Source organism: Pseudomonas sp. BT76 TE3572 (assembly GCF_050435365.1).
Lineage (GTDB): Bacteria > Pseudomonadota > Gammaproteobacteria > Pseudomonadales > Pseudomonadaceae > Aquipseudomonas > Aquipseudomonas fluorescens_W.
Genome location: NZ_JBNDKE010000001.1, coordinates 3,748,411 through 3,774,493, shown reverse-complemented (window position 1 = coordinate 3,774,493; position 26,083 = coordinate 3,748,411). Strand labels below are relative to the sequence as shown.

23 protein-coding genes and 1 pseudogene are annotated in these 26,083 nt (G+C 60.5%); 11 read left to right on the top strand and 13 right to left on the bottom strand.

The genetic code is table 11. The features are described from left to right. Positions 1-114 precede the first annotated feature (114 nt). The 11 genes and pseudogenes from purH to gcbA all read right to left on the bottom strand — a co-directional run bounded on the left by purH (position 115) and on the right by gcbA (position 13,804). Positions 115-1,722 (bottom strand): bifunctional phosphoribosylaminoimidazolecarboxamide formyltransferase/IMP cyclohydrolase, encoded by a 1,608-nt coding sequence (gene purH, locus ABH912_RS17215; RefSeq protein ID WP_429511211.1) that lies wholly within the window; start codon positions 1,720-1,722, stop codon positions 115-117. Between the two features lie 81 nt (positions 1,723-1,803). Further along, on the bottom strand, positions 1,804-2,124 hold the full coding sequence (fis, locus tag ABH912_RS17210; protein ID WP_033059584.1) for a DNA-binding transcriptional regulator Fis: 321 nt from the start codon (positions 2,122-2,124) through the stop codon (positions 1,804-1,806). Further along, complete coding sequence (gene dusB, locus ABH912_RS17205; RefSeq protein WP_008153758.1) at positions 2,121-3,131, bottom strand: tRNA dihydrouridine synthase DusB; 1,011 nt, start codon at positions 3,129-3,131, stop codon at positions 2,121-2,123. The genes fis and dusB overlap by 4 nt, the downstream gene beginning before the upstream one ends. A gap of 185 nt (positions 3,132-3,316) precedes the next feature. Beyond that, the gene (locus ABH912_RS17200; protein ID WP_429511210.1) at positions 3,317-4,525 is read right to left on the bottom strand and encodes a DUF3426 domain-containing protein; all 1,209 of its coding nucleotides are present in this window, start codon (positions 4,523-4,525) and stop codon (positions 3,317-3,319) included. A gap of 30 nt (positions 4,526-4,555) precedes the next feature. After that, complete coding sequence (gene prmA, locus ABH912_RS17195) at positions 4,556-5,434, bottom strand: 50S ribosomal protein L11 methyltransferase (RefSeq protein ID WP_033059581.1); 879 nt, start codon at positions 5,432-5,434, stop codon at positions 4,556-4,558. A gap of 326 nt (positions 5,435-5,760) precedes the next feature. After that, entirely contained in the window at positions 5,761-7,119 is a 1,359-nt protein-coding gene (gene accC, locus ABH912_RS17190; RefSeq protein WP_033059580.1) for an acetyl-CoA carboxylase biotin carboxylase subunit, read from the bottom strand. A gap of 17 nt (positions 7,120-7,136) precedes the next feature. Beyond that, on the bottom strand, positions 7,137-7,601 hold the full coding sequence (gene accB / locus ABH912_RS17185) for an acetyl-CoA carboxylase biotin carboxyl carrier protein (RefSeq protein ID WP_033059578.1): 465 nt from the start codon (positions 7,599-7,601) through the stop codon (positions 7,137-7,139). A gap of 46 nt (positions 7,602-7,647) precedes the next feature. After that, positions 7,648-8,100: a type II 3-dehydroquinate dehydratase gene (gene aroQ, locus ABH912_RS17180; RefSeq protein ID WP_033059577.1), complete on the bottom strand. Its 453-nt coding sequence runs from the start codon at positions 8,098-8,100 to the stop codon at positions 7,648-7,650. A 131-nt stretch (positions 8,101-8,231) separates the two neighbouring features. After that, positions 8,232-9,971 carry a protein-disulfide reductase DsbD gene (locus tag ABH912_RS17175; RefSeq protein ID WP_429511209.1) on the bottom strand — a complete coding sequence of 580 codons (1,740 nt, stop codon included), beginning with the start codon at positions 9,969-9,971 and terminating at the stop codon, positions 8,232-8,234. Positions 9,972-10,134: 163 nt separating this feature from the next. Next, positions 10,135-10,641 (bottom strand): annotated as a pseudogene (locus ABH912_RS17170) (methyl-accepting chemotaxis protein); the annotation flags it as partial. Positions 10,642-12,133: 1,492 nt separating this feature from the next. Beyond that, a complete protein-coding gene (gcbA, locus tag ABH912_RS17165; protein ID WP_033059572.1) occupies positions 12,134-13,804 on the bottom strand; it encodes a diguanylate cyclase GcbA in 1,671 nt (556 codons plus the stop codon). A 286-nt stretch (positions 13,805-14,090) separates the two neighbouring features. On the opposite strand from gcbA, the gene ABH912_RS17160 reads away from it, so the two are divergent. The 7 genes from ABH912_RS17160 (at position 14,091) to ABH912_RS17130 (ending at position 21,636) form a co-directional block, all read left to right on the top strand. Further along, entirely contained in the window at positions 14,091-15,158 is a 1,068-nt protein-coding gene (locus tag ABH912_RS17160) for a DUF2333 family protein (protein WP_033059570.1), read from the top strand. A gap of 3 nt (positions 15,159-15,161) precedes the next feature. Further along, entirely contained in the window at positions 15,162-15,719 is a 558-nt protein-coding gene (locus ABH912_RS17155; protein WP_223432850.1) for an NUDIX hydrolase, read from the top strand. Positions 15,720-15,897: 178 nt separating this feature from the next. Further along, positions 15,898-16,269, top strand: coding sequence for a translation initiation factor Sui1 (locus ABH912_RS17150; protein WP_033059567.1), 372 nt, complete (start codon positions 15,898-15,900; stop codon positions 16,267-16,269). 218 nt (positions 16,270-16,487) lie between these two features. Further along, positions 16,488-18,401 carry an arginine decarboxylase gene (speA, locus tag ABH912_RS17145; protein WP_429511207.1) on the top strand — a complete coding sequence of 638 codons (1,914 nt, stop codon included), beginning with the start codon at positions 16,488-16,490 and terminating at the stop codon, positions 18,399-18,401. 233 nt (positions 18,402-18,634) lie between these two features. Further along, entirely contained in the window at positions 18,635-19,963 is a 1,329-nt protein-coding gene (locus ABH912_RS17140; protein WP_429511206.1) for a contractile injection system protein, VgrG/Pvc8 family, read from the top strand. Continuing rightward, positions 19,960-20,742, top strand: coding sequence for a DUF4123 domain-containing protein (locus tag ABH912_RS17135; RefSeq protein ID WP_429511205.1), 783 nt, complete (start codon positions 19,960-19,962; stop codon positions 20,740-20,742). The genes ABH912_RS17140 and ABH912_RS17135 overlap by 4 nt, the downstream gene beginning before the upstream one ends. An 18-nt stretch (positions 20,743-20,760) precedes the next feature. Further along, complete coding sequence (locus tag ABH912_RS17130; protein ID WP_429511203.1) at positions 20,761-21,636, top strand: alpha/beta hydrolase; 876 nt, start codon at positions 20,761-20,763, stop codon at positions 21,634-21,636. Here ABH912_RS17130 and ABH912_RS17125 read toward each other — a convergent pair. Both ABH912_RS17125 and ABH912_RS17120 read right to left on the bottom strand, forming a co-directional pair. Next, positions 21,630-22,979: an MATE family efflux transporter gene (locus tag ABH912_RS17125; protein ID WP_429511202.1), complete on the bottom strand. Its 1,350-nt coding sequence runs from the start codon at positions 22,977-22,979 to the stop codon at positions 21,630-21,632. The two genes, ABH912_RS17130 and ABH912_RS17125, sit on opposite strands and share 7 nt — an antisense overlap. Before the next feature lie 241 nt (positions 22,980-23,220). Continuing rightward, positions 23,221-23,514: a hypothetical protein gene (locus tag ABH912_RS17120; protein WP_033059560.1), complete on the bottom strand. Its 294-nt coding sequence runs from the start codon at positions 23,512-23,514 to the stop codon at positions 23,221-23,223. Between the two features lie 162 nt (positions 23,515-23,676). On the opposite strand from ABH912_RS17120, the gene ABH912_RS17115 reads away from it, so the two are divergent. From ABH912_RS17115 to ABH912_RS17100, 4 genes are read left to right on the top strand one after another with little or no spacing between them, the layout of a single operon-like run. Next, positions 23,677-23,979 (top strand): MazG-like family protein, encoded by a 303-nt coding sequence (locus tag ABH912_RS17115; RefSeq protein ID WP_429511201.1) that lies wholly within the window; start codon positions 23,677-23,679, stop codon positions 23,977-23,979. Continuing rightward, a complete protein-coding gene (locus tag ABH912_RS17110) occupies positions 23,979-24,728 on the top strand; it encodes a methyltransferase (RefSeq protein ID WP_033059558.1) in 750 nt (249 codons plus the stop codon). The genes ABH912_RS17115 and ABH912_RS17110 overlap by 1 nt, the downstream gene beginning before the upstream one ends. A gap of 12 nt (positions 24,729-24,740) precedes the next feature. Beyond that, positions 24,741-25,355, top strand: a complete 615-nt coding sequence (locus ABH912_RS17105) for a DUF4136 domain-containing protein (RefSeq protein WP_429511199.1) — start codon at positions 24,741-24,743, stop codon at positions 25,353-25,355. Between the two features lie 54 nt (positions 25,356-25,409). Next, positions 25,410-25,967, top strand: coding sequence for a DUF4136 domain-containing protein (locus ABH912_RS17100; RefSeq protein WP_033059556.1), 558 nt, complete (start codon positions 25,410-25,412; stop codon positions 25,965-25,967). Positions 25,968-26,083: the final 116 nt, after the last annotated feature.

Below are 26,083 nucleotides of genomic sequence, written 5' to 3'. Positions count from 1 at the left end.
GAGATGCTTTTCTGTAGGAGTGAGCCTGCTCGCGATGACGGCGTTACAGTCAGAATCAATGTGTCTGAAAGGACGCTATCGCGAGCAGGCTCACTCCTACAGTTGATCGTCGTATCAGTGACGGAAGTGGCGCATGCCGGTGAAGACCATGGCGATGCCAGCTTCATCAGCCGCGGCAATCACTTCGTTGTCACGCATCGAGCCACCCGGCTGAATCACCGCAGTGATGCCGACCTTGGCAGCGTTGTCCAGGCCGTCGCGGAACGGGAAGAACGCGTCGGATGCCATGACCGAACCGGCCACCTGCAAGCCGGCATGTTCAGCCTTGATCGCAGCAATACGAGCGGAGTTCACGCGGCTCATCTGGCCAGCACCGACACCGATGGTCTGACGGTTCTTGGCGTAGACGATGGCGTTGGACTTAACGTATTTGGCGACTTTCCAGGCGAAGATCAGGTCGTGGATCTCCTGTTCGGTCGGAGCGCGTTTGGTCACGACTTTCAAGTCGTCGGCACCGATCATGCCGATGTCGCGGCTCTGTACCAGCAGGCCACCGTTGACGCGTTTGTAATCCCAGGCAGCAGCGCGATCAGCCGACCACTCGCCGCAGGCCAGCAGGCGCACGTTGGCTTTGGCAGCCACGATGGCGCGTGCTTCTTCGCTGACGGAAGGGGCGATGATCACTTCGACGAACTGACGCTCGACGATAGCTTTGGCGGTTTCAGCATCCAGCTCGCGGTTGAAGGCGATGATGCCGCCGAATGCCGATTCGGTGTCGGTGGCGTAGGCCAGTTCGTAAGCCTGACGGATACCGCCTTCGGCGTCCGGGCTCACGGCCACGCCGCACGGGTTGGCGTGCTTGACGATCACGCAGGCCGGTTTGACGAAGCTCTTCACGCATTCCAGCGCGGCGTCGGTGTCGGCCACGTTGTTGTACGACAGCTCTTTGCCTTGCAGTTGGGTCGCGGTGGCGATGCCGACTTCGGCAGGCTTGGCTTCCACGTAGAACGCCGCGCTCTGGTGCGGGTTCTCGCCGTAGCGCATTTCCTGAGCCTTGACGAACTGGCTGTTGAAGGTGCGCGGGAACTCGCTGCGGCCTTCAGTGCAGAGGGTGTCAGCCGCCTGGTTCACGGTGCCCATGTAGTTGGCGATCATGCCGTCATAGGCCGCGGTGTGTTCGAAGGCCTTGAGCATCAGGTCGAAACGCTGAGCGTAGGTCAGGCCGCCGGCCTTGAGGCTTTCGAGGACGTTGGCGTAGTCGCTGGCATTCACCACGATGGCCACGTCTTTGTGGTTTTTTGCAGCCGAACGGACCATGGTCGGGCCGCCGATATCGATGTTCTCGATCGCGGTCGGCAGGTCGCAGCCTGGCTTGTTGATAGTCGCTTCGAACGGGTACAGGTTGACCGCTACCAGGTCGATCGGCTTGATGCCGTGCTCGTTCATGATGGCGTCGTCGATACCGCGACGACCGAGGATCCCGCCATGGATTTTCGGGTGCAGGGTTTTCACCCGACCGTCCATCATTTCTGCGAAACCGGTGTAATCCGCGACTTCCACTGCGGCAACACCGTTGTCGCGCAGCAGCTTGAACGTTCCGCCGGTGGAGAGGATCTCGACGCCCAGGGCTTCAAGCTCTTTGGCGAATTCGAGGATCCCGGTCTTGTCGGAAACGCTGATCAACGCGCGGCGGATCGGCAGGCGGGTAGTCTGGTCGGTCATTTCAATTTCCATCAAAAGCAAAGGAGTCAGCAAAAAAGGCGACCGTTTTTACGCGGGCGCCTTTCTGGTTTGATTGAATGCTTACAGCAAATCGTACTGCTTGAGTTTCTTGCGCAGCGTGCCTCGGTTCAGCCCGAGCAGCTCGCTGGCCTTGGTCTGGTTGCCCTTGACGTAGTTCATCACGCACTCGAGCAGGGGAGCCTCGACTTCGGAGAGCACCAGGTTGTACACATCCGTGACGGCAGCGCCTTCAAGGTGGGCGAAATAATTGTGCAGCGCCTTCTCGACACTCCCGCGAAGGGTCTGACCTTCTTCGCTCGGCGTGTTGAGGTGCTGTTTCAAATTCACGTTGTCGCTCACGGGTGTTATTCCACTCACTAAAGTCTCGGTCATCATCGTCATGCGGCCACCTCGTCTCCGTCCCCTGTCAGGCTCTTGTAACGTTCGGCGAAGAAGCCCTGAACGTTGGCGCATTGTGCTTCCGTATCTTCCAAACGATTGAAGTGGGCGCGAAACTCCCTGGCGCCCGGCAAGGTTGCGAGATACCAGCCCACATGCTTTCGAGCAATGCGTACGCCCATGACATCTCCATAGAAGACGTGCAGCGCAGCCAGATGCTCTAGCAGAATGCGTTCCACCTCGATCAGTTCCAGTGCCGGGAGTTTCTCGCCGGTACGCAGAAAATGATCGATCTCACGAAAAATCCATGGCCGCCCCTGGGCGGCCCGGCCTACCAGCAGGCCATCGGCACCGGTCGCATCGAGCACGTACCGGGCCTTCTCTGGCGAATCGATATCGCCGTTGGCAAAGACCGGAATCGACACCGCCTGCTTGATCGCGGCAATGGTGTCGTATTCGGCTTCGCCGGTGTACAGATCGGCACGGGTGCGGCCATGAACCGCCAACGCCGTAATGCCTGCCTGCTCGGCGATCTTCGCCACGGTCAGGCCGTTCTTGTTGTCCCGGTCCCAGCCGGTACGGATCTTCAGGGTGACCGGCACATCAACCGCAGCCACTACGGCCTGCAGGATCTCGGTCACCAATGCTTCATCTTTCAACAGTGCGGACCCGGCGGCCTTGTTGCAGACCTTTTTCGCCGGACAGCCCATGTTGATGTCAATAATCTGTGCGCCCAGTTCAACGTTGGCCCGGGCCGCATCCGCCAGCATCTGTGCGTCACCACCGGCGATCTGTACCGAGCGGGGCTCGGGATCACCTTCGTGGATCATGCGCATCCGCGATTTGCGGGTGTTCCACAAGCTCATGTCGCTGGTGACCATTTCCGAGACTACAAGTCCTGCGCCCAGTCGCTTGCACAGCTGACGAAAGGGTTGGTCTGTGACCCCCGCCATCGGGGCGAGAATCAAGCCGTTGTGCAATGTGTAAGGACCGATGCGTACCGCCGACATAGGACTTCCCTGTTGTGGGGTCGGATCATGAGAGTTCGAAAAAGGGTTGGCATGATACCCGCTCTCGATGACTGGATAAAGGCTGAATTGAACAAAATCTGAACAGTTATTCTGTTATCGCCAGCGGTTTGGTGTGAGCGGTCAAAGTCAGAAATATGCCGTCAAAGCCGTAACACTGAAGCGTTTCACTCAGGCGAATGGAAGCTCAGGCTGTAATTCACCGCTTTGGAGCCTGGATCGAGGATATCCAGTGCGATGTGGATCGGCGTTTGCGGAGGCATCTCCGCCATCCCTTCGAGGTCGCCGTTGAGGTACTCGCCGGGCTTGAAGCGACGGCTGGCGATCAGGTGACCGTTGAGGTCGGCAAAACGCAATTCCAGCAGCGGGAAAGGCTGGGAGAAGGGCGCGCGGTTGTAGATGATCGCATCGACCACCAGTGCACCGCTGAAGTCCGGATGGCTGCGGACCACCAGATTGCTGCTTTTGATTTTGGCGATGTCGACTTTGGATGGCACGGTGCAGCCGATTTGCGGGCACAGTTGCTGGAACCACGGACGGTACTGGTCCTGACGGGCCAGTTCCTCGAAATGGTAGGCGATGTACTGGCCGGCGAGCGCGGCGCCGCCGAGCAGGATCAGCAGCAGCCAGAAAAAACGGCGACCCCAGGGCGAGCGGCGCTTTTGCCAGTCCAGTTGCAGTGGGTCGTCGGTCAGGTCTTGCAGGGCTTCGGCGCGGACAGCCGGTTCACGCTTTCTGCGCACAGGCTCGATCGAGGGTAGGTCGTCGTCGATGTCATCGGTCGCCGACAGGCGTTCGTGATGTATCGGTGCGTCGAGTGGGTCGTGCAGGCGCAATTGTGGCGGCAGAGACTCGTCTTCCAGTTCCACCGGTTCCAGGGACAGCGAAGGTTCGGTGCGCGAGTATTTGCTCGGATCGAGTTCCAGCTCCGGCAAGTCAGCTTCAGAGGTCTGCGCACGATCGGCGGCCGATTCGCTGAACAGGCTGTCGGGCCACGGCGCTTCTTCGTGCTCGACGGTATCCCGGCTGGCACTCAGGCTGTCTTCGCGCTGACGGCCGAATTCCGTGGTCGGCTGGATCTCCCGTTGTTCGAGGCGGGCGAGTTCTTCGTCCAGGTCCAGACTGTCCAGATCCAGCTCGGCGGCGCTCCATTGCTTTTGGCTGATGGCCCGCGGCTCAGGCGGTTCGACGATGGCCGGGACCTGCGGCGTGATCGCGTCTTTGCCGGCCCGTTGCTCAAGTAGCTGCTTGGCGGCGTTGAACACCTGCAAACACGAGCCGCAACGAACCACCCCGCGGGCCACGCTCAATTGAGCATGGCTGACACGGAAGCTGGTTTGGCAATGCGGGCACTGGGTGACGAAACTGTCGGTCATGCGGCGATCCGGTTTATGCAGGCGCTCATTCTAGCGCCGACGGCCAGTAATGCGCACCCAGCCATCGCGATTGGCGATCGGGTCCAGATCGAAGTCCTGGGCGTAGGCTTTGGCGACTTCTTCACCTTGCTCGGCGAGGATGCCCGACAGCGCCAGACGACCACCGGATTTGACCAGGCTGGACAATTGCGGCGCCAGGGAAACCAGCGGGCCGGCAAGAATATTGGCCACCAGCACGTCGGCCTGAACCTGCGGCAAGTCTTCTGGCAGATACAGTGGGAAGAGCTCTTCGGCAATATTGTTGCGGCCGGCGTTATCGCGGGAGGCTTCCAGGGCTTGCACGTCGATATCGGTGCCGACGGCTTGCTTGGCGCCCAGCAGCAGGGCAGCGATGGCCAGAATCCCTGAGCCGCAACCGAAGTCCAGCACGTTGCAGTCTTTCAGGTCCTGACCGTCGAGCCATTCCAGGCACAGCGCGGTAGTCGGGTGAGTGCCGGTGCCGAACGCCAGGCCCGGATCCAGCAGCAAATTCACGGCGTCAGGCTCGGGTGCGGCGTGCCAGCTTGGAACGATCCACAGACGCTGGCCGAAACGCATTGGCTGGAAACCGTCCATCCAGCTACGTTCCCAGTCCTGGTCTTCGATGACTTCGCTGTGATGTTCAGGCAGCGGACTGCCGGTCAGCAACTCAAGGTGGGCCAGCACGGTGGCGGCTTCGGTGCCGCCTTCGAACAGGGCCAGCAGGTGCGTGTGCGACCACAGCGGGGTGGTGTTGAGTTCCGGCTCGAAGATCGGCTGATCTTCGGCGTCCATGAAGGTCACCGATACGGCGCCCACTTCAAGGAAAGCGTCTTCGTAGGTTTCGGCTTGTTCTGGGCTGATGGCGAGACGGACTTGCAGCCAAGGCATGGCGGGCACCTTTGAAAAATATTGATTGCAGCCTAGCGGGCTGCGAGAAGCGCGCAAGTTTACGCGAGCGCGACGCAGAAGACGACCGGGTGCCAAGGATCTGGGGTGAACAAATCACCTGTGGCGAGGGAGCTTGCTCCCGCTGGAGCGCGTAGCGGTCCCCAAATGCCCGAACCGGATCTGTCTGATACAGCTCTGTTGAATGGTCTTGCGGTTGCTGCGCAACCGAGCGGGAGCAAGCTCCCTCGCCACAGGGTTTCTGTGTGTTGGCAATGTCCAGAAACAACAAAGCCGCCCGAAGGCGGCTTTGTTTATGGGGTCGAAGCTTAGTGCTTCTCGCCTGCCAGCTTGTGCTCGAGGTAGTGAATGTTCACGCCCCCTTTGCAGAAGCCTTCATCACGGACCAGGTCGCGGTGCAGCGGGATGTTGGTCTTGATCCCGTCGACAACGATTTCGTCCAGCGCATTGCGCATGCGCGCCATGGCTTCGTCACGGGTTGCGCCGTAGGTGATCAGCTTGCCGATCAACGAATCGTAGTTCGGCGGAACGGCATAGCCACTGTACAGGTGCGAATCGACGCGAACGCCGTTGCCGCCTGGTGCGTGGAAATGCTTGACCGTGCCTGGGCTCGGCATGAAGGTTTTCGGGTCTTCGGCGTTGATCCGGCATTCCAGCGCGTGACCGCGGATGACCACGTCTTCCTGGGTGAACGACAGCTTGTTGCCAGCGGCGATGCTGAGCATCTCCTTGACGATGTCGATGCCGGTGACCATTTCCGAAACCGGGTGCTCTACCTGGACACGAGTGTTCATCTCGATGAAGTAGAAGTGACCGTTTTCGTAAAGGAACTCGAAGGTGCCAGCGCCACGGTAGCCGATGTCGATGCACGCCTTGACGCAACGTGCGAGGACTTCAGCCCGTGCCTGCTCGTCGATGCCCGGTGCCGGCGCTTCTTCGAGAACCTTCTGGTGACGACGTTGCAGCGAGCAGTCGCGGTCGCCCAGATGGATGGCGTGGCCCTGGCCGTCGGAAAGTACCTGGACTTCCACGTGACGTGGGTTGGTCAGGAATTTTTCCAGATAGACCATCGGGTTGCCGAACGCCGCGCCTGCTTCGGAGCGGGTCAGTTTCGCCGAGGAGATCAGGTCTTCTTCGTTATGCACAACGCGCATGCCGCGACCACCACCGCCGCCAGCGGCCTTGATGATCACCGGGTAACCGACTTCGCGACCGATGCGCAGAGCGGTTTCTTCGTCTTCAGGCAGCGGGCCGTCGGAACCCGGAACGGTTGGAACGCCCGCAGCGATCATGGCGTGCTTGGCCGATACCTTGTCGCCCATCAGGCGAATGGTGTCGGCTTTCGGGCCAATGAAGGCGAAGCCGGAGTTCTCGACCTGTTCAGCGAAATCAGCGTTTTCCGCAAGGAAACCGTAGCCTGGGTGAATGGCGGTAGCGCCGGTCACTTCAGCCGCGGCGATGATTGCCGGGATGTGCAGATAAGAATGCGCGGCCGAGGCCGGGCCGATGCAGACGGATTCGTCTGCCAGACCCAGGTGCATCAGCTCTTTGTCGGCCTTGGAGTAAACGGCGACAGTCTTGATGCCCATCTCTTTGCAGGCACGCAGGATCCGCAGGGCGATCTCACCGCGGTTGGCGATCAGAACTTTTTCCAACTTCGCAGTCATCAAAGTCTCTCCGCGGTTCAAACGATGGTGAACAGCGGTTGGTCGTACTCAACCGGCTGGCCGTCTTCGACGAGGATGGATTCGATCACACCGCTGCTTTCAGCTTCGATGTGGTTCATCATCTTCATGGCTTCGACGATGCACAGGGTGTCGCCTTTCTTCACGGTCTGGCCGACTTCAACGAAGGACGGCGAGGATGGCGAAGATTTGCGATAGAAGGTGCCGACCATAGGCGAACGGGCAACGTTACCGTTCAGAACTGGCGCGGCAGGAGCAGCAGGTGCGGCGGCAGCAACCGGGGCGGCGGCAGCAACAGGCGCAGGCGCCGGAGCATGCATTGGAGCCGGTGCGTAGTACTGCTGAGCCGGGGTCTTGCTGTGACGGCTGATGCGTACGGACTCTTCGCCTTCCTTGATCTCGAGCTCGTCGATGCCGGACTCTTCCAGCAGTTCGATCAGTTTCTTAACTTTACGGATATCCATGAATCATCAACTCCCAAGGGTCGGTCAGGGGCGTTACGCTTGTTGTTCAAGCTGTTGCCGGTCTTTCAAGCTGTTCTAGGGCAGCCTCCAGGGCCAGTCGATAACCGCTGGCGCCAAGGCCGCAGATCACTCCCACCGCTACGTCGGAGAAGTAAGAGTGATGGCGGAAAGGTTCGCGTTTGTGCACGTTAGACAAATGCACTTCGATGAATGGGATGCTCACCGCCAGCAGCGCGTCACGTAATGCGACACTCGTGTGCGTAAAAGCTGCTGGGTTGATCAGAATGAAGTCCACACCTTCGCTGCGGGCAGCGTGGATGCGGTCGATCAATTCGTACTCGGCGTTGCTTTGCAGGTGCAGCAAGTGGTGGCCGGCTTCACGGGCACGGCGTTCCAGGTCCTGGTTGATCTGCGCCAGTGTCGTAGCGCCGTAGGTGCCCGGTTCACGGGTGCCGAGCATGTTCAGGTTGGGTCCGTGCAGAACCAGTAGCGTCGCCATCTGCTGTTCCTTGTGATCTGTGTGCAATTGTCAGAACCCGGCGACTATGCCGCAAAGCCTTTGTGACTGTCCAGTTCTATGCAATAGCCAGCACGATGGCCGATGTTTGCGCGAAATATGTGACCGGGTTATTAAATCCGGTCATTTGCTTTCGCAACACGTTCGGCGAAGTCGGAGGCGTTGATCTCGCCGATCACCCGCACATCGGTGTGTTCGACGCCGTCCTTGCCGAAAAACATCAGCGCTGGCGGGCCGAACAGTTTGTAGCGGTCGAGCAAGGCGCGTTGCTCGGCGTTACTGGCGGTGATGTCGAAGCGGATCAGGCGATAGCCTTTGAGGCGTTCGACGACCTTGGCGTCGTTGAGCACTTCATGTTCGATGACTTTGCAACTGATGCACCAGTCGGCGTACCAGTCGAGCAGCAGCGGGGTGCCCGATGATTTGGCTTCGGCGAGGACGCGGTCCAGGTCAGCCGGGGTGCTGATGGTTTGCCAGGTGCTGGTGTTTTGCGGTTGCTCGTTGCCGGTAACCGTGCGCGGCTGGCCTATCGGATTGAGCGGGTCGGTCTGGCCGCTGAACGCTCCATACCAACACGCCAGCGCATAAAACAGCAGGAACATTCCCAGCAACTGGCCCAGGCGTTTTCTCGGTGGTTTGTAGACGAACTCCAGCGCCCCCATGAACAACCCGACGCCACCGGCCAGCAAGCCGATCAGCAGCAACGTGATCTGGCCCGGCAGTACTCGACTGAGCAGACCGATCGCCAGCCCCAGCAACAAAACGCCAATCGCGTTTTTCACATAGATCAGCCAAGGGCCGCTTTTCGGCAACCAGGCGGCGCCACCGGTGGCGACCAGCAACAGCGGGGCGCCCATGCCCAGGCCAAGCATGAACAATTTCAGACCACCGCCCAATGCATCGCCGCTGGCGCTGATGTACAGCAACGCGCCGGCCAGCGGTGCCGAGACGCAGGGTGACACCAACAGGCTGGAAACCACGCCCAGCACGGCGGCGCCCCACAACGAGCCACCCTCGGTGCGACCGGCAATCCGATCCAGCCGACTGCTGATGGCGTGAGGCAGCTTGAGTTCGAAGACGCCAAACATTGCCAAGGCAAACAGCGCAAAAAACATCGCGAATGGCACCAGCACCCATGCTGATTGCAGCCGCGCCTGAAGATTGAGTTGTGCGCCGAACATCCCCATCAACGCCCCAAGCAGGGCGAAGCAGATGGCCATTGGCAGCACATAAGCGAGTGACAGATTGAAACCGCGCAAACCACCCACCTGACCGCGCAACACCACGCCGGACAGGATCGGCAGCATCGGCAGCACGCACGGTGTGAACGTCAGGCCCAGGCCAGCGAGGAAGAACAGCGCCAATTCGCGCCAGCTCCAGGCCGGAGGCGCACCTGTGCTGCCATCAATACTCAAACGCTCGGTTTCGGGTGGATAGCACAAGCCTTTGTCGGCGCAACCCTGATACGTAACCACCAGGGTGAAGGCGCGTTGATCGGTGCGCGGCAGCTCTACATCGAGAACCCCGTGGTAGACCTCGACATCGCCAAAATACTCGTCGTGTTTCTGCTCGCCCTTGGGCAGTTGCGCGGCGCCGAGGCTAACGTCCTGCGGATCGGCTCGAAATTGAAAGCGATGCCGGTAGAGGTAGTAACCCTCTGTGGCGACGAAACGCAGTTTGATCGATTGCGGTGTGCTTTCTACCAGGCTCAGTTGAAAGGCTTCACGTACCGGCAGGAAGTCGGCGCTGTTGTTGATCGAGCCCAGCGTCGAGCTGGGCCGACTGTCCAGTAACCCGGCGGCGGTGGCCGGCAGGGCGAGCATTAAAAACAACAGGCAGAGCAAACGGCGCATGACAATCTCGCGTATCGAAAGTGAGGGCATGATAGCGGACAGCGGTCGGGTATGCAGGGCGGGGAGTCTTGCGGTGATTGCAATGACGCCTTCGCGAGCAGGCTCGCTCCCACAATGGAATGCGTGCCCCTGTGGGAGCGAGCCTGCTCGCGATGGCGATCTATCAGACGCGGAAGGCCTGGACGGCGGTATGCAACCGCCCACCCAGCACCAACAAATGCTCCCCTTGCTCACGCCCTTCACCAATCCGCAGCAAGTTATCCCCACCCAATTGGTGAATCCGCTCGCTGTGATCGCGGATCTCGCTGACGGCGCCGCTCTGCTGAGCGGTGACATCAGCGATGCGCACGGCGGTGTCGGAAATGGTCTGGATTGCACCGACGATTTTATCCAGCGCCCCGTCGGCGGCCTGGGCCTGATTGGCGGTGGCTTCGGCGTGTTCGACCTGGGCGCGCATGCCTTCCACCGATTGTCGCGCTGCGGTTTGCAAACCAGCGATCAGTGTCTGGATCTCTGCTGTGGCGCCAGCGGTGCGTTGTGCCAGTGAACGAACTTCTTCGGCCACCACCGCAAACCCTCGACCCATTTCCCCGGCGCGGGCCGCTTCGATGGCGGCGTTCAGGGCCAGCAGGTTGGTCTGGTCGGCAATCGAGCGGATGACCGTCAGCACGCCACCGATGGTTGCCGACTCTTCGGCCAGGTGTTCGATCATTTGCGCGTTGCCTTGCACTTCACCGACCAGCGCGTGCAGCCCGGTGAGGCTCAAACCGATGACTTTCTGGCCATGCTCCACCGCCAGCCCGGCATGGCGGCTGGCGTCGGCGGCTTGGCTGGCGTCACCGGCAACCTGTTGAATGGTCGCTTCCAGCTCGCCGAGAGAGTCACGGATCAACGCCGTGTCGCCGGCCTGATGTTCGGCACCGCTGTGCAGGTCATTGCTCAACTCGGCCAGGGTTCGGCTGCTACCAGCGACCTGCTCGGCGTTGAGGCGAATGGTCCCGACCAGGTCGACCAGATAGGCGCGCAAGCGATTGAGCGAAGCTTGAATGTCATGCAGTTCGCGATTGGTCTTGCCCAGTTCAATGTCCCGACTGAAGTCGCCCTCGGCCCAGGTCGAAAGGGCCGGGGCGAGGTTGGTCAGCGTCCGGGCCAGTTTCCGTTGCAAGGTGTCGATCAGCAAAGCTATCAGCAGAATCAGGCCAATCATCACCCCTTGCATCAGCCGCACTTCGCCCTGGATCTGCCCGTGCTGGGCACGAACCACCGGCTCCAGTCCGGCGATGGCCTGCTGCACGGCGGCGATTTTCAGGTGAGTGGCGGCGCTGAGGTCGGTGCGTTTCTGGATCTGCTCACGAGTACGGGAGAGTTCGGCCGGGTAGCGTGTCAGCAGGCTGTTGAGTTCGCGCTTGAGGCCGACACCCGCATCTTCGGCAACCGCTTTTTCGGTGTTCTCCAGGCCCATCATCGCGGCGAAATCATCGGTACCGGATTCGCTGCTGCTGGCTACACCGAGCAGCGGCAAGGCGCCCAGCAACTCAGCCTGGGTGCGGATGTTGCTGACCTCGCGCTCGACATCGGCGGCCAATTCGCTGCGACCGCTGCTGACCAGTTTGTCCCGGGCCAGAGACAACTTGCCCAAGTGCTGAGAAGCAGCGAGCAACGGCGTCAGATACGCCGCGTTAGCGCTGGCGTATTGGCTGAGCTGATCGAGGCTGGCACCGAGCTCGCGTTCGGCTTGCAGCAGCAGCGCTTGCGGATCGCCCGCGAGTTTGCCGGCGGCCAGCAGGTCGGTTTTGCTGAATTCTTCGAGGGTCGACAGGCTCGGGCGCAAGGTGTCGGCCAAGGCCGGCGGCAGCTCACCGAGTTCCTTTTGCAGGCTGTCGATGGCCTGGCTGGCGCTGCTCAGGCGCAGGGCATCGCCGCTGGCGAGATAGTCGTCGATGTTGCGCGCGACTTCATTCTGAAATTGCTGGGACAGGCCCAGGTAACGCGCCATCAATAGATAGGGGCGCTCCAGGGCTTTTTGCGACCACCACAGCGTGGCGCCAAGGGCCACGCAAACGGCGACTAAAAGGAGGGTATTGAGATTGGTCAGCAGCTTCAGGCGCATCGCGGGTCTACCAGCGGCAGAATGGTAAGCGCCTGAATTTATTGCGTTTGTGTTACAGGGTTATGACCGAATGGGTCGATTCCGATGAAAAGGTGGCACTTTGCTTTGCTGTTCGCGCGGCCTGCACGCGGTTGCGTCCGGCGTTTTTCGCGCGGTACAGCGCTTCGTCTGCCTGGCTGGCCATCATCAGGCTGTCGGAGTTTTCACACAGCTCCACCACGCCGGCGCTGAACGTGCACCAGAGGTCCTGCGGTTGAGCCGGGTAGTGAATCTCAGCGAAGCGTCGACGGATTTCGTCGAGCACTTTATGGGCCGATTCGAGATCGGTGTCCGGCATGACGATGGCGAATTCTTCACCGCCGTAACGGCCGATGAAATCGGTCTTGCGCAAGCGTTGCTTGAGAAACAGCGCCAGGCTCTTGATCACCCGATCGCCCATGGGGTGGCCGTGGCTGTCGTTGACCCGTTTGAAGTGGTCGATGTCGAGCATCGCAAAGCTCAGCGGCTTGTTCTCGCGACGGGCGCGGAACGAACAGTCTTCGAGCAATTGCAGAATGTGCGTGTGGTTGTACAGCCCGGTGAGGCTGTCGCGGACCATCCGCGCTTTCAGATTGCGCGCCCGCGCCGCGCGGTTGCGCACGGTGGTGATCAGGTGTCGGGGCTTGATCGGTTTGGTCAGGAAGTCGTCGCCGCCCTCGCTCATGGCGTCGAGCTGCTTGTCCAGATCATCTTCGGCCGACAGGTAAATGATCGGCACGCTGACGTAACGGTCGTTATGGCGGATCACTTTGGCCAGTTCAGTGCCGGTGCAGGCCGGCATGTACATGTCGAGGATGATCAGGTCTGGCTGGAAATCCGCGAGCTCGGCCATGGCCTGGATCGGCTCGATCAGCGTCCGCGTGACGATCCCGGCGCTATTGAGCAGGCGCTCGGTGTGCAAGGCCTGGGCGCGGGAGTCGTCGATGATCAGCACTTTATAAGGTTCGTACTGGGCGACGCAGGTCAGGACTTCAATCTTCTCCAGCAGGCTCGAGGCTTCGAGGGTGCCGGTCAGGAATTCCTGGCCACCGGCACGCACGGCGGCGAGACGGGTCGGGGTATCGGTTTCGTGCAGGCTGAAGAACAACAGCGGTAATTGATGATCAAGGCCTTCCTGGGCTTCGGCGGCCAGTTTCAGGCCGATGCCGGTACCACTGAAGTCCACGTCCATGACGATTGCCGCGGGCAAGCGCTCGACCATCGAAGAGCGGAATGCCGAAACACTGTCGAGGGCTTGCGCGCTGAGCCCGAAAAATTCCAGCTGCTTGGCCAGACGCTCGGCGCGGTCGTAATCCTGCAGCATCACGTAGATCGGCTTGCGCAGCGGCGGCAGGAAGGTTTGTTCGAATTGGTCGCCGTGGCGCAGGCCGGTGCGCGACAGGCGCTGCATCAAACGATTGAGGTCGGTGATCAGTCCGCTGCTCAGGCGTCCGCGATTGGCGTCGACAGCCTCCAGCGACTGACCGATGTGGCGTGCCAGCTGCGAGTGTTCAGGTTGTTCGAAGCGTTCGGCGAAACGCAGCAGGCGCAGGTTGGCCTCGCTCAGTTCCGATAAGTCGGTGGTGGACCACTCGTTGCGTTGCAGGCGCTGCCATATCTCAAGAATTTGACGTGCCTGATGAATTACCCGCTGGGCAAAGTGGTGCTTGAGGCGCTCACGGCTGGGGTCTTCTGGCTCGGTCATATCCTGACTACTAGTTAGGGTGCATGCTGAGATCGACTGGTGGCTCTATGCTAGCACCTCTTTTCCATCGCATGAGTGTCGTATGTCAATTAACTGCAAAGCGACCTTATTCAGTTCCTGACCGACTGGTCGCATAGGATCCAGGTTGTGCTTCATTTATAGTGGCCGTCGATCGTAGTCATTGTGCGGGTCGTGTTTACGCAGGATTTAATGCGCGGCAAACGAGGCACGATGAGATAGGGTTGTGGTCGAACCGATGAACTCAAGTGATTGAAAGGATATCGCCATGCTGGACTGGAAGAACCGCGCGGGCAGCGCGCCTGAACGTGCCGCTGAACCGAAATCGGCCACCCGGAGTTACTTCGGTGGCCTGTTGTTCAGCCGGGCGCTGGCCACTCTGATTGGCCTTTACCTGCTGGTGGCTATTGCGCTGGGCTGGTACTGGAGCCAGGAACCTGCGCTGTTCCCGGTTCAGCAGAACGCCCAGATGGCCGCCGAAAAAGAAGGCAAGCAAATGGTCATCGGCTACACCACGGTCGAAACCCTCAAGACCGTCGCCGGTACTTTGCTGACCAAGCCGGGTGGCTATATTTCCAACGACCGTTTCCCGCCGGGCCTGTGGATGGATAACACGCCGAGCTGGGAATATGGCGTGCTGGTCCAGGTCCGCGACCTGAGCCGTGCCATGCGTAAAGACTTCGCCCGTTCGCAGTCGCAGTCCACCGAAGACGCCGACCTGGCCAAGGCCGAGCCGCGTTTCAACTTCGACAACAAGAGCTGGGTGCTGCCTTCCAGTGAGTCCGAATACCAGGAAGGCATCAACTCCCTGAGTCGTTATCAGGCGCGCCTGTCCGATCCGAGTCAGAAAAGCGCGCTGTTCTATGCCCGCGCCGACAACCTGAACAACTGGCTGGGCGATGTCGGTACCCGTCTGGGTTCGCTGTCGCAACGGCTGTCGGCCAGCGTTGGCCGGGTCAAGCTCAACACCGCGCTGAAAACCGAAGTCCTGGCCCCGGGTCAGGTGCCCCAGGTCGACGAAGAAATCGTCGAGACGCCGTGGATGCAGATCGACAACGTGTTCTACGAAGCTCGCGGTCAGGCCTGGGCCCTGTCCCATCTGCTGCGCGCCATCGAAGTCGACTTCGCCGATGTGCTGGCCAAGAAGAACGCCACGGTCAGCGTGCGTCAGATCATTCGTGAACTGGAAGCCTCGCAGGAACCGGTCTGGAGTCCTATGATCCTTAATGGCAGCGGCTTCGGGGTGCTGGCCAACCATTCGCTGGTCATGGCCAACTACATCTCCCGGGCCAACGCCGCAGTGATCGATTTGCGTCAATTGCTCAATCAGGGCTAAGTCATGGTCGATAGCGCCAGAGAGGTCGCGCATCGCGCGGCCTCGGATGCCGAACAGATCGCCTGGGTTGACGAGCAGGACAACCTGCTCGGCGCCCTGGTCCGCTCCGACCTGCGTGAGCGCGGGCTGATCGGGCGCGGCACTTACATCATGCTGTTCAATTCCGCCGGTGAACTCTGCGTGCATCGACGCACGCTGAGCAAAGCCATTTATCCAGGGTTCTGGGACGTGGCGGCGGGGGGGATGGTGCTCGCGACCGAAACCTACGCCGAATCCGCTGCCCGTGAGCTGGAAGAAGAGCTGGGCGTAAGCGGTGTGGAACTGACCGCCCATGATCACTTTTTCTTCGAAGACACCGGTAACCGGCTCTGGTGTTCGGCGTTTTCGGCGGTGTGGGACGGTCCATTGATCCTGCAACCCGAAGAAGTCCTTGAGGCGCGCTTTATCCCCATCGATCAGGTGCTGCTGGAAATCCAGCAAAAGCCTTATTGCCCGGACTCTCTGGCCGCATTGAAGCGGTATCTTCGGGCCCGTGGGTCGGACGTCGCAAAAGAGGCATAAATTGGCGCCGATTGGCTCTTAGCAAGTCGGCTTTTTGCCGTTACACTGCGCGACCTTTTCAAGCTGAACCAGTATTGCCTGGCTCAGTAGCGCTGCCCCTGCCTGAGTGGGGCTTCGCGGTCGATGGCACTTGCCCAAGTTGCCGCGACCAGTCTTTGTCCTCCCAAGAGGATTGCCGGTGGCCAAAAAAGCCGCATCCTTCGCCGCCCTTGGTGGCTTGGTATTTTCCACCGACGCAGGTCGTCATTGCCCGGATTGCAGTAAACCGGTGGATGCCTGCATCTGCAAACAGACCGTTATCCCGGCCGGCGACGGCATCGCTCGTGTGCGTCGCGAAAGCAAGGGGCGTGGCGGCAAGACGGTGACCACCATCACCGGCGTGCCGTTGGCCGAAGACGCACTCAAGGACCTGGCGACCACGTTGAAGAAACGTTGCGGGACCGGTGGTGCGTTGAAAGACGGAATCATCGAAATCCAGGGCGATCATGTCGAGCTACTCTTGGCCGAGCTGATCAAACACGGTTTCAAAGCGAAGAAGTCCGGCGGCTAGCAGCTTCTGTGAAAACCACCCTCGGCTTGATCCAGCCCTGATCCGATTCAGGTTTGGCGTCGTCTACATGGTTTTCACAGAGCCTGTTCTGACCGGTTTCTAAACTCACTGCGGTCAGCGAGGTCTATCCCCTCGTTGACGAACCGTCATTTTCATTCTTTAGACTGCGCCGGCCTGAACCCAGGCGACGCTCTATGACTTCTTTATAGGGGACTTCAATGTCCGTACGACGCACACGCAAAGACGATGGCAGCCAATGGACAGTTGCGGACAGCCGCAGTGTTTACGGGATTCGCCATTGGGGGGCCGGGTACTTCGCGATCAATGACGCCGGTCGCGTCGAAGTTCGTCCGAACGGTCCGACCAGTTCGCCTATCGACCTGTTCGAGCAAGTTGACCAGTTGCGTAAAAGCGGCCTGTCCTTGCCGTTGCTGGTGCGTTTCCCTGACATTCTGCAAGACCGCGTGCGTCAGCTGACCGGCGCCTTCGACGCCAACATCGAGCGCCTGGAATACCAGAGCAAATACACCGCGCTGTACCCGATCAAGGTTAACCAGCAAGAAGCGGTGATCGAGAACATCATTGCGACCCAAGACGTGTCCATCGGTCTTGAAGCCGGCTCCAAGCCTGAGCTGCTGGCCGTGCTGGCCCTAGCGCCGAAGGGCGGCACCATCGTCTGCAACGGCTACAAGGATCGCGAGTTCATTCGTCTGGCGCTGATGGGCCAGAAGCTCGGCCACAACGTGTTCATCGTGATCGAGAAAGAATCCGAAGTTGAACTGGTGATCGAAGAAGCCGCCTCGCTGAAGGTCAAGCCTCAGGTCGGTCTGCGCGTGCGTCTGTCGTCCCTGGCGTCGTCCAAGTGGGCTGACACCGGTGGCGAGAAATCCAAGTTCGGCCTGTCGGCGGCGCAATTGCTGTCGGTGGTCGAGCGTTTCCGCGCTGCCGGCCTGGATCAGGGCATTCGCCTGTTGCACTTCCACATGGGCTCGCAGATCGCCAACCTGGCGGACTACCAGCACGGCTTCAAGGAAGCGATTCGTTACTACGGCGAACTGCGCAACCTCGGCCTGCCGGTGGATCACATCGACGTCGGTGGTGGTTTGGGCGTGGATTACGACGGTACGCACTCGCGCAACGCCAGCTCGATCAACTACGACATGGACGATTACGCCGGTGTTGTGGTCGGGATGCTCAAGGAGTTCTGCGACGCGCAGAACCTGCCGCACCCGAACATCTTCTCCGAAAGCGGCCGTTCCCTGACCGCTCACCACGCAATGCTGGTGGTGCAAGTGACCGACGTCGAGAAGCACAACGACGACGTGCCGCAGATCGACAACAAGGAAGAACTGCCGGAAACCGTGCAGTGGCTGGTTGACCTGCTGGGCCCGACCGACATCGAGATGGTCACCGAAACCTACTGGCGCGCCACGCACTATATGAGCGACATCGCGACCCAGTACGCCGATGGCAAGTTGACCCTGGCCGAGAAAGCCCTGGCCGAGCAATGCTATTTCGCGGTGTGCCGTCGCCTGCACAACTCGTTGAAGGCTCGTCAGCGTTCGCACCGTCAGGTGCTCGACGAACTCAACGACAAGCTGGCCGACAAGTACATCTGCAACTTCTCGGTATTCCAGAGCCTGCCGGACACCTGGGCTATCGGCCAGGTCCTGCCGATCCTGCCGCTGCACCGTCTCGACGAAGAGCCGCTGCGCCGTGCCGTGCTGCAAGACCTGACTTGCGACTCCGACGGCAAGATCAAGCAATACGTCGACGAGCAGAGCATCGAAACCAGCCTGCCGGTTCACAGTTTGAACGACGGTGAAGACTACCTGCTGGGTATCTTCCTGGTCGGCGCCTACCAGGAAATCCTCGGCGACATGCACAACCTGTTCGGTGACACCGACTCGGTGAACATCTACCAGAACGCTGACGGCAGCGTGTACCACGCTGGTATCGAAACCCACGACACCATTGAAGACATGCTGCGTTACGTGCACTTGTCGCCGGAAGAGTTGATGACCCACTACCGCGACAAATGCGCCAGTGCCCGCATCACCTCCGCCGAGCGTACCCAGTTCCTCGACGCGCTGCGTCTGGGGCTGACCCGTTCCTCTTACCTGTCTTCTTGAGGTAAGGCACCGCTCCCATCAAGTTGTCTGAAAATGTTCCGCACGTAGCGGAAATTTCAGATGACTTGGTGGGATGCCTCTCTGATTTCGAGCGAAATGACTTACATTCTTGGCCATCCAAGCGATGTGGTCTTCTTTTCGCGTAGGTCATTTCCTAAGTTGTACTTCGGCACTCTACTCGGCCAACTCTCTCGGAGAGAATCCCCGGCCGCCCCTCCTGTAGAGAATCGCCGATGTTCGATCCAGTCAACGAGCCGTCATTTCGTCTGGATGTAGAGGGTCTGCCCGACCCCTTCGAGGTCTTGGCGTTTACCGGTAGTGAAGCGATCAGCGAGCCTTTTGTGTTCGACGTGGATCTGCTGATCGATGACCCGACACTCGACCTTGCAAGCCTGCTGTACCGTCCGGCCTTTCTGCATCTCGGGCCTGCGGGAAACGGCTTTCACGGACAATTGCATGAACTCGTCCAGCGTGATCATGACCCGGCTGTCAGGCTTTGCCGCGTACGTTTTGGGCCGAAGCTGGCGTGCCTTTCCCTGCGCTTTAGCCAGCGAATTTTCAGCGCGCGTTCGGTGCCGCAAATCCTCAGTCAGGTGCTCAAGGAGCACGGTATTGCCGGCAAGAGTCGGCGCTTTGAGCTGAGTAGCGATTACCCGGCCCGTGAATTCTGTACGCAGTTTCGGGAATCAGACCTGCAATTTATCCAGCGCCTGTGTGCCCAGGAACGGCTTCACTACCATTTCGAACACGGCGAGCACGGGCATTGCGTGGTTTTCGGTGATGGTCAGGAGCACTTTCGATTCGGTGACCGTGCGGTCTTTCAGGTAGATGGTGAGCAATCGGCCGTGCGTCAGTTCAAGCTTCTGGGGGGCGCCGGGCAACGAACCGCGCCGATTGCCGAAGGTTGCACGGACCTGACGGTGCTGCGCAGCGGTCAGGTGATGCCGCTGTCCGGCCATCCGATTGCCGACTGGAATCATCTCTGGCTGCTGACTCACGTCGAGCATCAGGGCCGCCAGGATTTAACGGCGTCCTACAGCAACCAGATCCGCGCGACTCACTGGCAGATGCCTTTTGTTTCGCCTCATTGCGCAGTGCAACCCAGGATGCACAGCCTGCAAAGGGCCTGGGTGGTCGACATTGATGAGTCATGCCCCGATCCGTCCAGGCCGGTGGCGGTGCAATTTGACTGGCTCTATCAGGGCGAAGGGGCGGCGCCGAGCCACTGTTGGCTGCCGTTGGCCGCTGAGCTGGGCGACGCGGCATTCACGCGGTTGAGTGAAGGGGCCGAGGTGGTGGTGAGCTTTATCGAGGGGGATCCGGATCAGCCGTTGATTACCGGGTTTCTTCACGCCCCTGCGTCCGTTGACGATGCTGAGGAGGTCGACCCGCCACGCACAGTCGCCACAGATGACGTCGAGGGCTTGCTGGAGTTTCTGCAATCGAGCGAGCCATTGACGTTGCTCTGTCTGCTGCCCGGTGGCGGCAGTTTCAGCCATTGCACGCAGCCCCTCTGCACCTGCCGGGCGGCGATGCAGTTTGGCCAGAGCGGTGCGGCATGATCGCCGCGACCCCGCAATGGCTATTGCTGGATGTGCCGGGTGCGCCACAGGCGGGGGCGATGCTACAACAGAAGTTTGCACATGCCCGGTGGTTCTGGTTGTTCGAAGGCACTGAGTGGCATGCGTTGCGTGAACACGGCCCGGCCCTGATCGACCTTCGGACATGCCCTGCGCTGGTCGGGTTATGTGACAGCGAAGTGCCCCTCTGGCGCGGCTTGCTGATGGCCAGCGAGGTGTCGTCGCCGCTGTTGCTGGAGCATTTGCGCCGCATGCTCACGGTCACGTTCGGTCTGCATCACCGAGCCTTGTTGAGTTACTACAACCCGCAAACGGCCAGTTATTTGTTCGATGCCTGCGATGCGCAGGAGCTGAGTCGCTGGCTGGGGCCTATCAGCCATTTGCGCTGGTTCGGCGGGACGTGGGCCGACCGCGCGATCGGCAGTCAGGGCTGGCAGCAGTTGGTCAATCCGGGGCTTGCCGTCAGCCCTTTGGCGGTTGAAGAAAACCTCAGTCCTCGCCAGCAGGAAAAACTGCAAACCTGCCTGCTGGAGCAACATGCCTGGCACTGGAGTCGATCCACCGGGACTGACTACAACACGCAGTGGTCCCACCTGCAGGAAGGGCTGGCGCTGGATTTTACCGAGCGCCCGGTACTCGATGACTGGTTATGGCTACGCTTGCAGTACCCCGGCGCTTTGCCTGGGCACGCATTGCCGGGACTCACCCAGCAGGAGCGTCTCGATAGCCTGCGCAACCTGTGGCAGAACGATCAGCCCTGAACACGAGGTTCGACATCAATGGCGAGCACCACGCGGCGATTGTTCAGCCTGATTGTCGTCGGCGTTTTACTGGCCGTGATGACGGCGTGCTCGCCGCTGAAGTTGCTCAATGCGCTGACCCCCGACACAACCTTCGACAAGACCGAGGGCATTGCCTATGGCCCTGATCCGCGGCAAAAACTCGATGTGTATGTGCCGCGCCCTCCCATGAAAAACGCCCCGGTGGTGGTGTTTTTCTACGGCGGCAGCTGGAACAGCGGTTCACGCAGCGATTACGCTTTTGTCGGCGAGGCCTTGGCGTCCCGGGGAATTGTGGTGGTGCTGGCGGACTATCGGTTGTACCCGCAGGTGCGTTATCCGCTGTTCCTTGAAGATGGCGCCCGGGCCGTGGCCTGGACCCATGAACACATCCGTCAATATTCCGGTAATCCGCAGCGGTTGTACCTGATGGGCCACAGTTCCGGGGCCTACAACGTTGCGATGCTGGCGCTGGACCCCGGGTTATTGGGGGCGGTGGGTTTGTCGCCGCATAACCTCAGTGGCTGGATCGGCCTGGCCGGGCCTTATGATTTTCTGCCGATCAAGAATCCGCAGGTGCGCCCGGTGTTTTTCTGGCCGGACTCACCACCCCGGTCGCAGCCGATCAATCATGTCAGTCGTGGCGCGCCGCCAGCCTTGTTGATCGCGGCGAGCGACGATGAACTGGTCAACCCGGTCCGCAACACCGGTGGTCTGGCGCGCAAACTGCGCGAGGCGGGCGTACCGGTGCAGGACCTGTATTTCTCGCGTACCAGCCACGCCACGCTGGTGGCGACGCTGTCCCGGCCGATGCGCGGTTTGGCTCCGGTGCTGGATGTGGTCACGGCCTTCGTCAACGCCACGCCGACTCAGTGAGCTTTGCCGGCGAACCAGCCGTCGTTTTTGTGCAGGTACCAGGCAAACGTGCCGAGGGTCAGGCTGCGCAGCAACATGAACAACAGAAAGGTTATCCACAGTCCATGGTTGCCAAAACCTTGCAGCGCCCAAGCGAATGGCAGCAATAAAACCACCGTCAGCAGCATGCCGTTGCGCATTTCCCGGGCGCGGGTAGCGCCGATAAACAGCCCGTCGAGCAGGTAACTCCCGACCGCGATCAGCGGCAGCGCGGCGAGGTAGGGCAGGTAGATGAACGCCGTGTCGCGCACGCTCTGAATGTTGGTCTGCATCTCGATAAACAGATGCCCGGCAAACAGGAACAGCACGGCAAAACCCAGGCTCGCCAGCAACGACCAACCGCAGGCCACCACCAATGAGCGGCGCAGGGCCTCTCGATCACGAGCACCGATGGCATGCCCACACAGGGCTTCCACGGCGTGGGCCAGGCCGTCCAGTGCATGGGCGGTCAGCAGCAAACCATTGAGCAGCAGCGCGTTGGCGGCGACGGTGGCATCACCCAGTCGCGCGCCTTGCACGGTGATCAGGAAAAACACCGATTGCAGCGCCAGGCTGCGGATGAAAATGTCGCGGTTGACCGCCAATAGCGGCCGCCAGCTCTGCCACAACGCCAGCGCGGCCCAGGCGATGTGGCCGGGATAGGCGCGCAGGGCGTTGCGGGTCATCAGCAGGCCGATCAGCGCGCCGGTCCATTCGGCGATCACCGACGCTCGGGCCGCGCCGACCACCCCCCACTCCAGCCCGAGAACGAACCACAGGTTCAGCGCGATGTTCACCAGGTTGGTGCTCAGCAGAATCGCCAGTGGCGCCCGGGCGTTCTGAGTGCCGAGGAACCAGCCGACCAGCGCATAACTGGCCAGCGCCGCCGGCAGGCCGAACAGGCGAGTGTGGAAAAATTCGCGGGTCAGCTGATCCAGCTCCGCCGACGGCTGCATGAAGTGCAGCGCGACCCCGCTCAACGGCACACCCAGTGTTCCCAGGACAATGGCCAGGCCCATGGCCAACAACAGACCCTGCAACAAAATCTGCCGCAATGCGGCGCCGTCCCCACGCCCGGCGGCCTGTGCGGCGAACCCCGTGGTGCCCATGCGCAGAAAACCCATGGCCCAGGCGAGAAAGGTATACAGGCTGGCCCCGACCGCGACGGCGCCCAACTGATGGGCGTGGGGCAAGTGGCCGATGACGGTACTGTCGACCAGCGCCACCAGCGGTACGGAAATGTTCGAGAGAATCATCGGCGCGGCGAGCGCCCAGACTCGACGATGGGTAGGGCGGTCGCGCCAGTCGGCGATCAGGTTGGACATGCAGGCTCCTTGGGGGAGCGGGCATTGTAGCGGTTGATTGGGGATTTGCTGTGAATCAGAAATCGACCCCTCACCCCAGCCCTCTCCCCAGTGGGGAGAGGGGGAAAGGGAGCTGATCTCCATGCTTTTCAAAACCTGAGTTCGACGCGGAATTTCAGGTCGATGTCGCTCGAAAGTACAACTCAGTCAGTCCCCTCTCCCTCCGGGAGAGGGCTAGGGTGAGGGCTGGATCTCAAGCCGATCAATGGATTATCCAGCTCAACAACCACAACCCCAGCAGCAACCAGATAATCCCCATGATGATCGACGCATTCATGAACGCCCGAATCGCCGACCACAACAGCATCAACCCCAAAATCAGCGCAATGATGCTGATGATCGACGCGTCCATGCCCAGCGCACGGGACAGCCCTTCGACAAAGTTGCTGCCGGCGTGGCTCAACAGATTGAACAAGCCACTGAGGCCGTCAACGATGAAGCGGATAACCGAACCGAGTGCCTGGCCGAGCCATTCGAAAAAACTTTCTACCTGCATGTTGTGAGCGTCCTTGATGAAAGTGGTGGCAGGGTTGCCGGACTTGAGCCTTGGGCTATCGAGCTGGGTGCCGAGTTCCCTCCAAGCATAGTGGTTTTGCAGCGCTTGCCGCTTGCCTTCATTCCTTATCCCCCCGAAGCTATACGCCTTCAGGAGAGCCCGATGAACCTTGTTGAACTGACCGAACGCCTGCACGCCATCCGTGACCGCAATGACTGGCGGCAATTTCACAGCCCGAAAAACCTGGCCATGGCCGCGAGCGTGGAAATGTCCGAGCTGGTGGAGATTTTCCAGTGGCTGACCGAAGACCAGTCGCGCCAGTTGCCGAAGGACAAGCTCGCCCATGCCGGGCAGGAAATCGGTGACATCGTGCTCTATTTACTGCTGCTGTGCAGCGAGTTGGGGTTGGACATGAATGAAGTGGTGCGCAGCAAACTCGCGGACAGCGAACGGAGGTTCAGCTGATGAGCGACCGTCATTTCGATCAACTGGCCACCCGCTTCGCCGAAAAAATCTACGGCGGTGCCAAAGGCGCGATCCGTCTGGCAGTGCTTCAGGCCGACCTGGCCGAAACCCTGCCGGACCGACCGTTGCGCGTACTGGACATCGGCGCCGGCCTGGGCCACATGTCGTTGTGGCTGGCCCAGCGTGGTCATGAGGTCACACTGGCCGAGCCCGCCGAGCCAATGCTCGAAGGCGCCCGTCAGCGCTTTGCCGACGCCGGGCAAACAGCGACGTTCATTCAGGCGCCGTGGCAGGATCTGCTCGGCCAACTCACCGAACCCTACGACCTGGTGCTGTGCCACGCCGTGCTGGAATGGCTGGCCGAACCTCACGCGATCCTGCCGGTGCTGCATCAATTGACCAAGCCGGATGGCTGGCTGTCCCTGGCCTTCTACAACCGCGATGCGCTGATCTATCGCAACCTGCTCAAAGGCCATTTCCGCAAGATGCGCAAGAACGACATGGCCGGTGAGAAACAGAGTCTGACCCCGCAGCAGCCCCTTGATCCACGGGAACTGGCGGCGCAACTTGAAGGCCTGTGGCAAGTCGAAACCCAGAGCGGGGTGCGAGTTTTTCACGACTACATGCCGGTGGAATTCCAGGCCCGTGCCGAACTGGTGGACTTGTTGGAAATGGAGCTGGCCCACCGCCGTCACCCAAGCTTTGCCGGGCTTGGGCGCTACTTGCACTGGATCTGTCGGCCGGTCTGATCGGAGCGCGAAATGAACAGTCGTTCGGGGTTATTGGTGATCTGTCTCGGGTTGGCGGCCTGTCAGGGCAGCAACCCTTATGTGGCGTCATCCAACCCCTTGCCACCCGCGCCGCCTCAGGCCGCCAACACCTTTGACCGCAGCGCCTACCCGGCACCGCCGCGCGACTATGGGCGTTACCGCAGCTGGGCCTGGCTCAACGGGCAGTTGCCGCCGGGCACTACCTGGGCGGATTCGGCGCAGGTCGCCGAAGCCGTCAGCAATGCCCTTGATCAACGTGGCTTGCGCCCGCTGCACGATAACCGCCCGGTCGACCTGTTTGTCAGCGCCGACCTGCACCTGGAAACCCGCCTGCGTCAGGTTCAGGACGACTATGGTTACTACGGCGGCGGTTATGGCGGTTACAACCGCTACGGCAGCGGTTACGGCATGTACAACACCGTGCCGATCGTTCGGACTTATCAGGAACAGGTCGTGGTGGTGCAGGTTGATTTGTTTGACGCTCAGAGCGGTGAACCGGTCTGGAGTGCCAGCGCCGAAACCAGCAATCGCGGGAGCCAGAGCGAGCGTGTCGATGCGATACGGGAGGCTGTAGAAAAGGCGATGTCGGCGTATCCTCCTAGTTAGCTTCTGTAGTTAAGAAGCATTACGCAGGTTCATGTCTTCAACCGGAGAAATATCATGTTCCGCCGTCTCGCTTTACTGACCGTGGCCATGCTGCTCACTGCCTGCGCCGGCAGCCAGGTCAATCATGACTTCGATGCCAGCCGCGACTTCGCCGCCTATCGCAGCTGGAGCTGGAAAGAACCCGCCCTGCAATATCGCCCCGATGACCCGCGGATCAAGAGCGACCTGACTGAACAACGCATCCGCCAATCGGTGACCGATCAGCTGGATCAGCGTGGCCTGCGTCCGGCGGCGGATGGCAAAAAGGGCGATTTGAGCGTACAGACCTATCTGATCGTCGAGCAGCGCCAGCAACAAGTAACCACCAACTACGGCGGCGCTTGGGGTAATCCATGGAACGGTTACTGGGGGGGGCCGATGTACAACGAAACCCGTAACGTCAGCTACAAAGTGGCGATCATCCAGATCGACCTGCTTGATGGCAAGGACGGCAAACTGGTGTGGCGCGGCAGTGACGAGCAGATACTCAGCCGCACACCGAACCCTTCGGATCGCAGCACGGCGATACGTGAAACGGTGGGGCGAATTCTCGCCAACTATCCACCGAAATAAACACCCCAAAACCCTGTAGGAGCAGCTCAGCTCGTACAGGGTTTTTGTTTTCTGCACTGGCATGTTGCCAGCAGTCCAGCCAAGTCTTGTCTACACTGCTGTTCACCCAAGGAGGT

Excerpts from the sequence above, each read along its gene's own strand:
- ABH912_RS17130 (WP_429511203.1), top strand. The coding sequence starts at position 20,761 with ATGGCGAGCACCACGCGGCGATTGTTCAGCCTGATTGTCGTCGGCGTT.
- ABH912_RS17160 (WP_033059570.1), top strand. The coding sequence starts at position 14,091 with ATGCTGGACTGGAAGAACCGCGCGGGCAGCGCGCCTGAACGTGCCGCT.
- ABH912_RS17120 (WP_033059560.1), bottom strand. The coding sequence starts at position 23,514 with ATGCAGGTAGAAAGTTTTTTCGAATGGCTCGGCCAGGCACTCGGTTCG.
- aroQ (WP_033059577.1), bottom strand. The coding sequence starts at position 8,100 with ATGGCGACGCTACTGGTTCTGCACGGACCCAACCTGAACATGCTCGGC.
- ABH912_RS17115 (WP_429511201.1), top strand. The coding sequence starts at position 23,677 with ATGAACCTTGTTGAACTGACCGAACGCCTGCACGCCATCCGTGACCGC.
- prmA (WP_033059581.1), bottom strand. The coding sequence starts at position 5,434 with ATGCCTTGGCTGCAAGTCCGTCTCGCCATCAGCCCAGAACAAGCCGAA.
- ABH912_RS17140 (WP_429511206.1), top strand. The coding sequence starts at position 18,635 with ATGTTCGATCCAGTCAACGAGCCGTCATTTCGTCTGGATGTAGAGGGT.
- accB (WP_033059578.1), bottom strand. The coding sequence starts at position 7,601 with ATGGATATCCGTAAAGTTAAGAAACTGATCGAACTGCTGGAAGAGTCC.
- ABH912_RS17100 (WP_033059556.1), top strand. The coding sequence starts at position 25,410 with ATGTTCCGCCGTCTCGCTTTACTGACCGTGGCCATGCTGCTCACTGCC.
- accC (WP_033059580.1), bottom strand. The coding sequence starts at position 7,119 with ATGACTGCGAAGTTGGAAAAAGTTCTGATCGCCAACCGCGGTGAGATC.
- purH (WP_429511211.1), bottom strand. The coding sequence starts at position 1,722 with ATGACCGACCAGACTACCCGCCTGCCGATCCGCCGCGCGTTGATCAGC.
- fis (WP_033059584.1), bottom strand. The coding sequence starts at position 2,124 with ATGACGATGATGACCGAGACTTTAGTGAGTGGAATAACACCCGTGAGC.
- ABH912_RS17175 (WP_429511209.1), bottom strand. The coding sequence starts at position 9,971 with ATGCGCCGTTTGCTCTGCCTGTTGTTTTTAATGCTCGCCCTGCCGGCC.
- speA (WP_429511207.1), top strand. The coding sequence starts at position 16,488 with ATGTCCGTACGACGCACACGCAAAGACGATGGCAGCCAATGGACAGTT.
- dusB (WP_008153758.1), bottom strand. The coding sequence starts at position 3,131 with ATGTCGGCGGTACGCATCGGTCCTTACACATTGCACAACGGCTTGATT.
- ABH912_RS17105 (WP_429511199.1), top strand. The coding sequence starts at position 24,741 with ATGAACAGTCGTTCGGGGTTATTGGTGATCTGTCTCGGGTTGGCGGCC.
- ABH912_RS17155 (WP_223432850.1), top strand. The coding sequence starts at position 15,162 with ATGGTCGATAGCGCCAGAGAGGTCGCGCATCGCGCGGCCTCGGATGCC.
- ABH912_RS17135 (WP_429511205.1), top strand. The coding sequence starts at position 19,960 with ATGATCGCCGCGACCCCGCAATGGCTATTGCTGGATGTGCCGGGTGCG.
- gcbA (WP_033059572.1), bottom strand. The coding sequence starts at position 13,804 with ATGACCGAGCCAGAAGACCCCAGCCGTGAGCGCCTCAAGCACCACTTT.
- ABH912_RS17125 (WP_429511202.1), bottom strand. The coding sequence starts at position 22,979 with ATGTCCAACCTGATCGCCGACTGGCGCGACCGCCCTACCCATCGTCGA.
- ABH912_RS17110 (WP_033059558.1), top strand. The coding sequence starts at position 23,979 with ATGAGCGACCGTCATTTCGATCAACTGGCCACCCGCTTCGCCGAAAAA.
- ABH912_RS17200 (WP_429511210.1), bottom strand. The coding sequence starts at position 4,525 with ATGACCGACAGTTTCGTCACCCAGTGCCCGCATTGCCAAACCAGCTTC.